Annotated in this window: 11 protein-coding genes; 8 read left to right on the plus strand and 3 right to left on the minus strand. The window is 64.5% G+C overall.

What is annotated here, in order from left to right:
- Window positions 1-225 precede the first annotated feature (225 nt).
- Together AC0L2X_RS30290 and AC0L2X_RS30295 are read right to left on the minus strand one after the other, a co-directional pair.
- Window positions 226-1,608: an FAD-binding oxidoreductase gene (locus AC0L2X_RS30290; protein ID WP_473560129.1), complete on the minus strand. Its 1,383-nt coding sequence runs from the start codon at window positions 1,606-1,608 to the stop codon at window positions 226-228.
- Between the two features lie 301 nt (window positions 1,609-1,909).
- Entirely contained in the window at window positions 1,910-3,103 is a 1,194-nt protein-coding gene (locus tag AC0L2X_RS30295; RefSeq protein ID WP_473560128.1) for a sulfite oxidase, read from the minus strand.
- A 225-nt stretch (window positions 3,104-3,328) separates the two neighbouring features.
- On the opposite strand from AC0L2X_RS30295, the gene AC0L2X_RS30300 reads away from it, so the two are divergent.
- Window positions 3,329-4,336: an AraC family transcriptional regulator gene (locus AC0L2X_RS30300; RefSeq protein ID WP_352663110.1), complete on the plus strand. Its 1,008-nt coding sequence runs from the start codon at window positions 3,329-3,331 to the stop codon at window positions 4,334-4,336.
- A 131-nt stretch (window positions 4,337-4,467) separates the two neighbouring features.
- On the opposite strand, the gene efp is transcribed toward AC0L2X_RS30300, so the two are convergent.
- Window positions 4,468-5,034: an elongation factor P gene (efp, locus tag AC0L2X_RS30305; RefSeq protein ID WP_023674374.1), complete on the minus strand. Its 567-nt coding sequence runs from the start codon at window positions 5,032-5,034 to the stop codon at window positions 4,468-4,470.
- 114 nt (window positions 5,035-5,148) lie between these two features.
- Between efp and epmA the strand changes: the two genes are divergently transcribed.
- From epmA to lpxK, 7 genes are all read left to right on the plus strand, one after another.
- Window positions 5,149-6,195 (plus strand): EF-P lysine aminoacylase EpmA, encoded by a 1,047-nt coding sequence (gene epmA / locus AC0L2X_RS30310; protein WP_473600961.1) that lies wholly within the window; start codon window positions 5,149-5,151, stop codon window positions 6,193-6,195.
- 168 nt (window positions 6,196-6,363) lie between these two features.
- Window positions 6,364-7,707 (plus strand): TldD/PmbA family protein, encoded by a 1,344-nt coding sequence (locus AC0L2X_RS30315; protein ID WP_473600962.1) that lies wholly within the window; start codon window positions 6,364-6,366, stop codon window positions 7,705-7,707.
- A complete protein-coding gene (locus tag AC0L2X_RS30320) occupies window positions 7,694-8,500 on the plus strand; it encodes a 3'(2'),5'-bisphosphate nucleotidase CysQ (RefSeq protein ID WP_473560122.1) in 807 nt (268 codons plus the stop codon). Before AC0L2X_RS30315 ends, AC0L2X_RS30320 begins: the two co-directional genes overlap by 14 nt.
- Window positions 8,501-8,574: 74 nt before the next feature.
- Complete coding sequence (locus AC0L2X_RS30325) at window positions 8,575-8,820, plus strand: DUF4170 domain-containing protein (RefSeq protein WP_023674378.1); 246 nt, start codon at window positions 8,575-8,577, stop codon at window positions 8,818-8,820.
- Window positions 8,821-8,825: 5 nt separating this feature from the next.
- On the plus strand, window positions 8,826-9,605 hold the full coding sequence (locus AC0L2X_RS30330) for a lysophospholipid acyltransferase family protein (RefSeq protein WP_352663079.1): 780 nt from the start codon (window positions 8,826-8,828) through the stop codon (window positions 9,603-9,605).
- On the plus strand, window positions 9,602-10,918 hold the full coding sequence (gene waaA, locus AC0L2X_RS30335; protein WP_473560120.1) for a lipid IV(A) 3-deoxy-D-manno-octulosonic acid transferase: 1,317 nt from the start codon (window positions 9,602-9,604) through the stop codon (window positions 10,916-10,918). The genes AC0L2X_RS30330 and waaA overlap by 4 nt, the downstream gene beginning before the upstream one ends.
- A gap of 1 nt (window position 10,919) precedes the next feature.
- Window positions 10,920-11,948, plus strand: a complete 1,029-nt coding sequence (gene lpxK / locus AC0L2X_RS30340) for a tetraacyldisaccharide 4'-kinase (protein ID WP_473560118.1) — start codon at window positions 10,920-10,922, stop codon at window positions 11,946-11,948.
- Window positions 11,949-12,162 lie beyond the last annotated feature (214 nt).

The following is a 12,162-nucleotide window of genomic DNA, read 5'->3' on the forward strand; positions in this document are numbered from 1 at the left end:
TGCTCCCGGACTTGCCAGTTGAAGCAGCGCTACGGGCGACCTGAGCGTGCGGGCCGACCACTTTGACGCATGTCAGACATGGCTCATCGAACGTGTCGCCGAGCCTGGCCGAGTATCGCGCTTGCAAGGCTGGCAAGCGTCCTGACCGGCAACCTATCATACCGGCCGAGCCTTGGCTGGGCCGGCCGGTACGATACACATTTGCCGGCCTGACGAGGGCCGCCGTCAAGCAGGCGGCCGGATGTTTTGGTTCACCCGGAAGAGGTTGTTCGGGTCGTATTTCTTCTTCAGCCTAGCCAGACGCTCGTAGTTCTCGCCATAAGCCGCCTTGATTCTTGTATCGCCCTCGTCATCCATCATGAAGTTCAGGTAGGCGCCACCCAGATCGAACGGATGCACGGCCTCCCAATAGGCCTTGGTCCAGCGCGTCACGGGCCCCGCTTTCTGTGGGTCCGGATCGATCCCGGCGATGACCATCGACCAGGTCGCATCACGGTAATTCCAGGGTGTCTCGTCCTTGCCGACGCGATGGACGGCGCCATCGATCGGATAGAGATGCATGAGCGATAGCTCGCTCGGCGTCTTCGCCGCCTGCTCGAGATGAGCGTCGATCGCCTCGTCGGACAGTGTCTTGACGAAATCGCCCCGCCAGTACCACTGCATTCCCTTCGGGTAGAGCCCATCGAACATGCTCTGCACCGCGGGATAGGGCATCGTTCCCATCCAGTTGAACCAGGGCGCGGGCAGCGCATCGAGTAGCGGGGCCAGCGCCTCTCTGCCCTTTTCCTCCGGGCCGTTATAGCAGCACATCAGCAGACACATCCGCTTTCCCCAAAACTCTTCCGGGAACGGTGCGCTCGAGAGGACCGTCTTGAGCCCGAGAAAGATCCCGAGTTCTTCGGGCGCGTTCGGCAGGAACTCGCGATAATGCTGCATGATGGTGCGGGCGTGGCGCTGATCCCATGCGATCGGTCCCGCAAAGACCATGCTGACCCGGTGAAGCTGGAACACAAAGCTGGTGACGATGCCGAAATTGCCGCCGCCGCCGCGAAGCGCCCAGAACAGGTTGGGGTTCCGCTGCTTGCTGGCGGTGACGAAGCTTCCGTCGGCAAGCACGACATCTGCCTCGACGAGATTGTCGATGGTCAGGCCATATTTGCGCGTCAGATAGCCATGGCCGCCGCTCAGCGTCAGTCCGGCGACCCCGGTGGTCGAGATGATGCCCGCCGGTACAGCCAGGCCAAAGGCATGGGTGGCGTGGTCGACGTCGCCCTGAGTGCAGCCCGGGCCCACCCGCGCCGTACGGGCATCCGGATCGACGCGCACGCCGTTCATCGCCGACAGGTCGATCACCAGACCGTCGTCGCAACTCCCTAATCCTGGTCCGTTATGGCCGCCGCCACGTACCGCAACCAGCAAATTGTTGTCGCGGCCGAAATTCACAGCTGTGATCACGTCGGCGACGTCGACACAGCGGGCGATGATCAGCGGCCGCTTGTCGATCATGCCGTTGTAGAGCTTGCGGGCCTCGTCATAGCGGGCGTCGCCGGCGCGGATGACTTCGCCCCGCAGGCTTGCCGCGAATTTGGTGATGTCTTCATCGTGCATGGTATTCCTCCCTGTTATTGGACCTGTCGGCCGGCTGACGAAACGCTAGTCCCGTCCGCTGTTCCCGCAAATGTCACATCGTCCATTTCTGTTGCCCGATCGTTCAGGGGAGGATCAGCCATATGTGCGCTTGCTCATACGGCCATATTGCGCTCTTCAAACCGCAGTCCCGGACGATTGCGAGCGCAATGTTCCCGCCAAGTTTCATGAAACCGCTACGGTGTCGCAAGGCGGTCTCATGCAACTATCTGACGCTCATTCGGCAATGCCCGACGCAATTGCCGCACTTGGCCGCAAATTCTCAGTCGACGCGTACGCGGCGCGTCACTTGGCCATTGCTTTCCCAATATGTGTGTTTCTTGGCGATCCACGGATCGCTCATCGCCGGCTGAATGTTGCCGCTCATGTCGATCGCGCGCGAGGTCACGGTGTGCTCCCCGGGCGAAGGCTTGGGCCAGTCGAGAGACCACATCTTCCAGGCGAATTCCGCCTCGTCGCTGCCGTCGATTGTCGCCGGCATCCACGGCCCATCGTCGATCTTCACGTCGACCCGGTCGATCGGCGCGCCCCAGGCGGCTCCGACGATCCGGTAATCGTTGCCGATATGGGTGACCCGGGCCGGCGCCGATTTGAGGCGCGCCCGTCCGACGGACGTTTCTACCCACACGGTCTCGCCGTTATGGTCTTCCTCGCGGAGCGTGACGTAGTCGCGTCCCATGAACCGGTTCTCGAAGCGCTGGTCGTGCACGTCGATGCGCTTGAGCCATTTCACGTTGGCGACCCCGTACCAGCCCGGCGCTATCAGCCGCAGCGGGAAGCCATTATCGGCCGGTAGGGCAGCTCCGTTCATCTCGTCGCAAAGGATATTCTTTGGGTCCATGGCATCTGCCAGCGACATGCTGCGCGCGAAATTCTGCTTGAACTTGACGTCGTCGGTCCGCTTGATCTCGCCTTCGTCGGCGGCCCAGAAGACCACTTCGATGCCGCTGTCGAGGACGCCGGCCTCCTTTAGGATCGGGGCGAGCGGCGTACCCGCCCAGTGCGCATTGCCGATGCCGCCATTGAAAAACGGAAGGCCGGTATTGCCCGAACATTCGATCGTGAACGTGACTTCCTGGCGCGGCCGTGCCTTGATATCGGCAAGCGTCAGGGTCGTCGGCTTTTTGACCAGGCCGCCGATTTCGAGCTTCCACGCGCTCGCGTCGATGACTGGCCGGTTGAAATGCGCGATTGAAAAGAACTTGTCATTGGGCGTTACCCAGGAATCGAGATCCTCCCAAACGAGCTGATTCTTGATGACCTCCGGAACCGGGTTCGGTGGCAGTTGGTCGAGCCATTTGACGACTTTCTCGCCGGGCCGGCTTGGAAAGGCATAGGCGTGTTGGCTCGCGAAGAATGCCGCTAGGCCCGCCAGCGCCGCGCTGCCCTTTGTGATGAATTCTCGACGCGGAATCCGCAGGCTTGCTGCGGATTTGGTGATGTCTTGATCGTGCATGGTATTCCTCCCCGTTATTGGACCTGTCGGCCGGTCGATGAAACGCTAGTCCCGTCCGTTGTTCCCGCAAATGTCACATCGTCCATTTCTGTTGCCCGATCGTTCAGGGGAGGATTAGACCGGATGGATAGTTGCTCGGGCGGCTGTATTGCCGGATAGTTCGAGATGCCTGGCCGAAAAAGCGTTGTCAAAGGGAGCAGCCGATCGTTTCCGGAGGTGTAGTGCATGGATGTCCTTTCCGATGTGCTCCGAGCCGTTCGCCTCACCGGTGCGATCTATTTCGACGTCGACGCCAGCTCTCCCTGGGTTGGCGAGTCGCCGGGCACGGCCGACATTGCCGCCGCCGTCATGCCGGAGGCAGAGCACATCATTTCTTTTCATGCCGTGATGTCGGGCTCGTGCTGGGCCGCGCTGGCAGACGATTCCGTCCCCCCGGTGCTCGTAAACGCCGGTGATGTCGTTGTCTTCCCCGGTGGTGTTCCGAACGTCTTGAGCTCCTCGCCCGGGGCGCGAGGCGAACCCAATATGGCGATGTATTATCGGCCGATAGACGAGAGCCTGCCGTTCGCGGTGATCCATGGTGGCGGCGGAGACGAGCGGACCCGGTTCATTTGCGGGTATCTTGGCTGCGATGCACGCCCCTTCAATCCTCTCCTCGCCGCCTTGCCGGCCATCCTGTGTGCCCGCAAGCCCGCCGATGGAAGCAGCTGGGTTATCGACCTTTTTCGGCTGGCGCTGGCCGAAGGGGGCAGTGGGCGGGCGGGCTGTGAAACGATCCTCGCCAAGCTGAGCGAGCTGATGTTTGTCGAGATCATCCGCCGCCATCTCGAGACCCTCCCCGACGATTCGCGCGGCTGGCTCTCAGGCCTGCGGGATCAACACGTCGGCGAGGCGCTCCGGCTCATCCACGCTCGCCCCAGGGAGGAATGGACATTGGACCGGCTCGCCCGCGAAGTAGGGCTCTCACGCACGGCCTTTGCGAGCCGCTTTACCCACTATGTCGAGGTCTCGCCCATGCACTATCTTGCTCGCTGGCGTCTGCAACTGGCAGGACGCTTGCTTGAACGGCCTGAAATGAGCATCGCGCAAGCGGGTGCCGAGGTCGGCTACGAGTCGGAAGCCGCCTTCAATCGCGCCTTCAAAAAGTTCGTCGGCATTCCACCTGGCACCTGGCGAAAGGGACGGTCGGCGTTGCTCGAGGCTCAGAGATTGCCCGCTGGCGTCGTCCAATAGGAAAGAACTCGCAGGGCGTTGACGCTTCGGTCTGCGTGCAGCGTCCCAATGCTCGAAAGCCCCTGGCACAAAGCGGTAGACGATGACCGGCAGCCTCGACGTTTTCGGCGAGGCGTTTCAGGCTTCGCGCCTCAATCCTTCGCGCGCTCGACATAGGCGCCATCGGCGGTCATCACCACCACGCGGGTGCCGGCGCTGATGTGTGGCGGCACCAGGGTACGCACGCCGTTGGACAGCGTTGCCGGCTTGTAGGACGACGATGCCGTCTGGCCCTTGGTCACCGGCTCGGTCTCGACCACCTCGAAGGTGGCGCGCTGCGGCAGCACCAGCGAGATGGCGATGTTGTTGTATTGCGAGATCTGCACCGGCATGCCTTCCACCAGATAAGGCGCCATGTCGCCGACCACGCTTTCCGGCACCGCGACCTGGTCGTAGGTCTCGGGGTTCATGAAGTGAAAGCCTTCGCCGTCGCGGTAGAGGAACGTGTGCTCGCGCTCCTCGACATAGGCGCGCTCGACCTGCTCGGTGGTGCGGTAACGCTCGGAAACCTTTACCCCGTCGGAGATACGCCGCATGTCGAGCTGGGTGACCGGCGTACCCTTGCCAGGATGAATGTTTTCGGCAAAGAGGATCACATAGAGCTTGCCGTCCTTTTCGACGACGTTGCCTTTGCGTAAGGAGCTGGCGATGACCTTCACGGGTTTCCATCCTGATAAAATTTGTTGGCGCAAATCGGCTGGAGAGGCCGTTGCGTGCGGCCTAGCGCATCTTGGTCGCAATCGCCAGCCCTCTGTGCAATTCCCCTGAAGCCGATGACAGCCGCCTCGCCGTGGTGGACGCCGCATGTCCATGCCGACCGCCGGCCGCGGCTGATCCTGCGCAATGCCATTGCCGCCGGGATGCGCGACTGGTTCGCCCGCCGCGACTTCGTCGAGGTGGAGACATCGGCGCTGCAGGTCTCGCCCGGCAATGAAGCGCACCTGTCGGCCTTTGCCACCGAGGCGATCGGGCCGGACGGGCAGCGCCAGCCGCTCTACCTCCACACGTCGCCGGAATTCGCCTGCAAGAAGCTGCTTGCCGCCGGCGAGGAGCGCATCTTCAGCCTCGGGGCTGTCTGGCGCAACCGCGAGCGCGGCCCCTTGCACCATCCTGAGTTCACCATGCTCGAATGGTACCGCGTCGGCGAGACCTACGAGAGCCTGATGCGCGATTGCGCCGAGCTCGTTGCGCTTGCGGCCGAGCGGGCCGGAGCGAAGCGTTTTAGCTTCCGCGGCCGCGAGGCCGACCCGTTTGCCGAGCCGGAAAGGTTGAGCGTCGGCGAGGCCTTCATGCGCCATGCCGGTATCGATCTGCTGGCGACGGTTGCAGCCGATGGCAGCACCGATCGCGCGGGGTTGCATGCCGCCCTGGTCCAGGCCGGATTGCGGACCGCGCCCGACGACAATTGGGCCGACCTGTTCAGCCGGGTGATGGTCGAAAAAATCGAACCGGCGCTGGGGCAGGGGCGCGCCACCATCCTTTTCGGATATCCGATCTCGGAGGCGGCATTGGCCCGGCCGAGCGCGGACGATCCGCGCACCGCCGAGCGCTTCGAGCTCTATTGCTGCGGCGTCGAACTCGCCAACGCCTTCGGCGAGTTGACCGACCCGGTCGAGCAGCGCCGGCGCTTTGCCGCCGAAATGGACGAAAAGCAGCGTGTCTACGGCGAACGCTACCCGATCGACGAGGACTTCCTCGCCGCGCTCGCCATCATGCCGCAGGCGAGCGGCGCCGCGCTCGGCTTCGACCGGCTGGTGATGCTCGCCACCGGCGCGCTCAGGATCGACGACGTGATCTGGACGCCGGTGGCCGCTTCCTGAGGGATTGTCGATCTCGGCTCGCCGCTCATTCGCCTAGCGCCTGCGGCCCTGTTTGGGCGCTTGATGCACCCGGGTTGCGCCTTCTCCCATTGCAGAACCTGCACCGGGACAATAGATGGTGCAGCAGCGGCTGCCCTTCAGCCAGCCGGAAATAGCAGGATTATGCGCATGACCGATACGCTCGACGCAGCGAAACTGACCGACCGCGTCGCGGCCCTGGTCGAGGCTGCCAAACGGGCCGGCGCCGATGCCGCCGATGCGGTTGCGGTACGCGGCCGCTCGACCGGCGTGTCGGTGCGGCTCGGCAAGGTCGAAGGCACAGAGGCGTCCGAGAGCGAAGACGTCTCGCTGCGTGTCTTCGTCGGCAAGCGGGTAGCGAGCGTTTCGGCAACGGCGGCATCCGACCCCAATATGCTGGCCGAGCGCGCCGTCGCCATGGCCAAGGTGTCGCCCGAAGATCCCAATCAGGGCCTCGCCGATCCGTCCTTGCTGGTCAAGAAGCCGCGCGACCTCGATCTGTTCGACGCCACCGAGGTGTCGGCGGACCAGCTGAAGGAGGCAGCGCTTGCCGCCGAAGCGGCGGCGCTTGCCGTCAAGGGCGTCACCAATTCGGCCGGCAGCGGCGCCAGTGCCGGGCTCGGCGGCCTGGTGCTCGCCACCTCGCACGGCTTCGTCGGCCATTACGTCGCCTCGCGTTTTTCGCGCTCGACCAGCGTGATCGCCGGCGAGGGCACCGGCATGGAGCGCGACTACGAATTCTCCTCGCGCCAGCATTTTTCCGATCTCGACGCGCCGGAAGACATCGGCCGCAAGGCCGGTGAGCGCGCCGTCCGCCGCATTGGCGCGCGCAAGGCTGCGACCGGGCCGGTCGACGTGGTGTTCGATCCGCGCGTCGCGCGCGGCATTGCCGGCCATCTCGCCGGTGCCATCAATGGCGCCGCGGTGGCGCGCAAAACCAGCTTTCTGCGCGACATGATGGGCAAGAAGGTGGCTTCGGCCGCAATCACCGTCACCGACGAGCCGCTTCGGCGCCGTGGACAGGCGTCGCGCCCGTTCGACGGCGAAGGCGTCGAGGGCGAAAAACTGTTCATGGTCGACAAGGGCGTGCTCAACCACTGGTTCCTGTCGACTTCGGCGGCTCGGGAACTCGGCCTCGTCACCAATGGGCGCGGCTCGCGCAGCGGCTCGTCGGTCTCGCCATCGTCGACCAATCTCGCCATCGAGCCCGGGGAAAACACGCCGGAAGAGCTGATCAAGTCGCTCAAGACGGGCTTCTACGTCACCGAGGTGTTCGGCCAGGGCGTCGACATGGTGACGGGCGAGTATAGCCGCGGCGCGTCCGGCTTCTGGATCGAAAACGGCGAGCTGGCCTATCCCGTCGCCGAGGTGACCATCGCCTCCAATCTGAAGACGATGTTCCTCAACATGGTTCCGGCGAGTGATCTCGACCGCAATTTCGGCACCGCCGCGCCCACGCTTTTGATCGAAGGAATGACCCTTGCCGGAGCTTGATCCGGCCGTCTCGGCCGGCGCTACTGAAGACCTGCAGCTGTTGCGCGACGCCGCCCGCGAGGCGGGGCTCATTGCTATGCAGTACTTCAACAATAAACCGCAAGTGTGGATGAAGGGCGGCACCTCGCCGGTCAGCGAAGCCGATCACGCCGCCGACAAATATCTGCGTGAGACCTTGCTGGCGGCCCGGCCTGACTATGGCTGGCTATCGGAGGAAACCGTAGACGACCCGGTAAGGCTTGTCGCGCGCCGCACCTTCGTCGTCGATCCGATCGACGGCACGCGCGGCTTCCTCGAGGGCCTGCCCACATGGTGCGTCAGCGTCGCTGTGGTCGAGAACGGCCGCACGCTTGCCGGCGTGCTCGACTGCCCGGCGAAGGGCGAAATCTATTGGGCGCTGCCGGGCGAGGGCGCATTCCTGAACGGCAAGCGCATCAGCGTGCGTCCGCCGTCGGAAACGGCCGAAATCGCCGGACCGAAGCCGATGATCGACCTGCTGCCGGCGAAATGGCACAAGCGGCTGAAGCGCGTGCCCTATATTCCTTCGCTCGCCTACCGGTTGGCGATGATCGCCGGCGGCCAGCTCGATGCCACCTTCGTCAAGGCCAATGCGCATGACTGGGACATCGCCGCGGCCGATCTCATCCTGCGCGAGGCAGGCGGCGCCTTGCTCGATCGCCACGGCCGCGCGCCACTCTATGCCGGCGAAGTGATCCATCACGGACCGCTCGCCGCCGGCAGCGGCGAACTGCTCGCCGTGCTCGCCGGCGTCATCGCCGGGCTGGACAATTGACCACTATCAATAGTTCCAAAGTCGGCGGCTTTGGTCTAGACCTGTCCCAAACTCACGATATGTGAAGGATCGACATGGCCGCTGAAGACGGAAAGAAACAGCTTTTGCACCTGGTGTTCGGCGGCGAACTCAAGAAGCTGGGCGGCACCGAATTCCGCGATCTCGACGCGCTCGACATCGTCGGCATCTATCCGGACTACCAATCGGCGCACGCCGTCTGGAAGGCCAAGGCGCAAGCCAGCGTCGACAATGCCCATATGCGCTATTTCGTCGTTCACCTGCACCGTCTGCTCGACCCCGAAAACAAGGCTGTCGGTTGACATCGATGAACCATGAAGCGGTCAAGCGATCAGCCCCGCGGTCGGCGGTCAGACGTCGCAAGCCGAAGACGTTCTGGCGCAAGATCCGCGAACCGCTGGCGCAGTCGCGATTCGTCAAGAATGCGCTTGCCGCGCTGTTTGCGTATTTCGTCCGCCTTGTCCGCGTGACCAACCGCCTGGTCGAAGGATCGGCGAAGTTTTCCGGCGGCGCCTATGCGCAGCTCGAGCCTGGCATCATCGCGCTCTGGCACGGCCAGCACCTACTGACCCCGGCCTATTATCCCAAGGGACGGCCGCTGGTTGCCATGGTGTCGCGCAGCGCCGATGCCGAGCTCAACGCGCTGATGGTCGAGAAATTCGGCATCGAGGCGGTGCGCGGCTCTGGCGGGCGCGAAAGCGCAAGGCATCTCGACAAAGGCGGCGCCAAGGCGCTCATCGCCCTCAAAAAGTCGCTCGCCACCGGCAAGAATGTCGCCATGATTGCCGATATTCCCCACGGCACGCCGCGCGATGCGGGGCTCGGTGTCGTCCTCCTGGCGCGGCTGTCCGGCCGGCCGATCCTGCCTGCCGCGATAGCCACCAGCCGCCGCAAGGTGATCGAGGGCAGCTGGGACAAGACGACGATCAACCTCCCGTTCGGCCGCTCCTCGATCGTCGTCGGCACGCCCGTCTTCGTGCCGGCCAACGCCGACGCCGCGGAAATGGAACGCAAGCGCCAGGAGGTCACGGCCTCGCTCAATGCCGCGACCGCCGAGGCCTATCGCCTTGTGGACGGTTCGAAATGAGTATGCGCTGGGCGCGCGCCTTCCTGACGGCATACCGTTTCGCCGGGGCCGCCGCCTACCCGCTGGTCGGACCTTACGTTGCCTGGCGCACATCCAGAGGCAAGGAGGACCGCGTTCGCCGGCGCGAGCGCTACGGCGTCGCCGGGCGCGAGCGCCCCGAAGGTCCCGTGATCTGGATCCATGCAGCCAGCGTCGGCGAGACCATCGCCGTCGTGCCGCTGGTCGAGAGCATTCTCGATTACGGCGTCAACATCGTGCTGACGACGGGCACGGTCACCTCGGCGCAGGTCGCCGAAGAACGGCTGGGCGACCGCATCATCCACCAATATGTGCCGCTCGACCTCAAGCCGGCGGTCAGCCGCTTCCTCGACCATTGGCAGCCGGACCTGGCGATCATCGCCGAATCGGAGATCTGGCCGATGACCATCCTGGAACTCGGCGCCCGCCGGGTGCCGCAGGTTCTGGTCAACGGCAGGCTGTCCGACCGCTCCTTCAAGTCCTGGAAGAAGCGCGCCAACATTGCCGAAGCATTGTTCGAAAATCTTGCCCATGTCGTCGCCCAGTCGGACCTCGATGGCGAGCGCTTCCTTTCGCTCGGCGCCCGGCCGGTCACCGTATCCGGCAATCTCAAGGTCGACACCGCGCCGCCGCCGGCCGACGAGCGGGCGCTGGCGGCGCTGAAACGCCAGCTCGCCGGCCGCCCGACCTGGGCGGCGATCTCGACCCATGATGGCGAAGAAGCGGTCGCCGCCGAAGTTCACGCCATGCTGCACAAGCGCCACCACGGGCTTCTGACCATCATCGTGCCGCGCCATCCCGATCGCGCCGGGCAGCTGGCCGCCCAGATTTCCGGCATGGGCCTGAAACTGGCGCAGCGCAGCAAGGGCGACAGGATCACCGCCGATACCGATATTCTCCTCGGCGACACGATCGGCGAGATGGGGCTTTATCTGAGGCTGACGGAAATCGCCTTTGTCGGCCGTTCGCTGACTTCCGAGGGCGGCCAGAACCCGCTGGAACCGGCCATGCTGGAGACGGCGGTGCTTGCCGGCCGCAACGTCCAGAATTTTCGCGAGGCTTATCAGCGCCTGCTCGACAGTGGCGGCGCCAAGCTGGTGCGCGACCGCGATATGCTGGCCGGCGCCGTCAATTTCCTTTTGACCAACGAGGCGGCCCGCCATGAGATGATGGCGGCGGGTGCGGCGACCGTCGACGAGATGCGCGGTGCGCTGGCACATACGCTCAGGTCGCTCGAGCCCTATATCCAGCCGCTGGTCGTCAAGTCGCGCCTGAAGGGCGCGAACGGGCGCTGACGTGACCTCGGAAGCGCCACCCTTCTGGTGGGAAGAGCCGGACTGGCGGGTCACGGCGCTGTCGCCTTTCTCCGCCATCTATGCGCTCGTCGCCGGTCGCCGCATGCGGCACGCGCCGCGCGAAAAGGTCGAGGCGCCGGTGCTCTGCGTCGGCAACTTCACCGTCGGCGGTACCGGCAAGACACCGGTGGCGATCGCGCTGGCCGAGCAGGCCCGGCGCATGCAGCTCAATCCGGGTTTCCTGTCGCGCGGCCATGGCGGCTCCTTCGCGCAGCCGCATGTCGTCGATCCGCACCACGACGCCGCCAAGCATGTCGGCGACGAGCCGCTGCTTCTGGCCGAACACGCGCCAGTCGCGGTGACACCGAACCGGGCCGCCGGCGCCAGGCTTCTGCTGGAGAAGCTCGGCTGCGATTTCCTGATCATGGATGACGGTTTTCAGAGCGCGCGCATCCACATCGACTATGCGCTCGTCGTCGTCGACGCGCGTCATGGCATCGGCAATGGCCGTGTCATCCCCGGCGGGCCGCTGCGGGCAAACGTCGTCGACCAACTGGTCTTCACCAGCGCCTTGCTGAAGATGGGCGAGGGCACTGCGGCCGATACGGTCGTGCGCCAGGCCGCGCGCGCCGGCAGGCCGATCTTCGAGGCGCACACCGCGCCGAGCAGCAAGGTGACGCTGGCCGGCAGGCGGTTCCTGGCATTCGCCGGCATCGGCCATCCCGACAAGTTTTTCGACACGGTAAGCGAGGCCGGAGGCGAGCTTGCGCTGACCCGACCGTTTCCTGACCATCATTTCTACAGTGCGGACGAGCTTGCCGAATTGGCGGCGACGGCACGTAAAGCCGGGCTTGGCCTCATTACCACCGCCAAGGACGCTGCCCGCCTGCGTCACGGCGCAGCACCGCCGGAATTCCTCGACGGGCTCGATGTGCTGAAGATCGACACCGTCTTCGAGCTCGGCCACGTGCCGCAGCGCATCATCGACGAGACGCTGGATGCCTGGCGGCAGCGCCGGCTTAAAGGCTGACCAGCAGCTCGAGCACCGAGGCGATGCGGAACCGGAATTTGCATCTTTCCGCCGGTCGAGCGTACTTTGTTCTTGCTTTGTGCCGGCAGCTATGCTAGTAATTTGGATATGGTGATGATTCACCGGTGACCCGCCCTCGAGGCGGGTTTTTTGTTGTGTGCCGAGCATGATCGACAGCTTGGAGGTGCAAGTCCTCTACCCAGCCTGATGACGG

Source organism: Mesorhizobium sp. WSM4828 (assembly GCF_055811175.1).

Bases quoted from the DNA above. Each gene is read 5' to 3' on its own strand.
- AC0L2X_RS30290 (WP_473560129.1), bottom strand. From the start codon at position 1,608: ATGCACGATGAAGACATCACCAAATTCGCGGCAAGCCTGCGGGGCGAA.
- AC0L2X_RS30295 (WP_473560128.1), bottom strand. From the start codon at position 3,103: ATGCACGATCAAGACATCACCAAATCCGCAGCAAGCCTGCGGATTCCG.
- AC0L2X_RS30300 (WP_352663110.1), top strand. From the start codon at position 3,329: ATGGATGTCCTTTCCGATGTGCTCCGAGCCGTTCGCCTCACCGGTGCG.
- epmA (WP_473600961.1), top strand. From the start codon at position 5,149: ATGACAGCCGCCTCGCCGTGGTGGACGCCGCATGTCCATGCCGACCGC.
- AC0L2X_RS30315 (WP_473600962.1), top strand. From the start codon at position 6,364: ATGACCGATACGCTCGACGCAGCGAAACTGACCGACCGCGTCGCGGCC.
- AC0L2X_RS30325 (WP_023674378.1), top strand. From the start codon at position 8,575: ATGGCCGCTGAAGACGGAAAGAAACAGCTTTTGCACCTGGTGTTCGGC.
- AC0L2X_RS30330 (WP_352663079.1), top strand. From the start codon at position 8,826: ATGAACCATGAAGCGGTCAAGCGATCAGCCCCGCGGTCGGCGGTCAGA.
- waaA (WP_473560120.1), top strand. From the start codon at position 9,602: ATGAGTATGCGCTGGGCGCGCGCCTTCCTGACGGCATACCGTTTCGCC.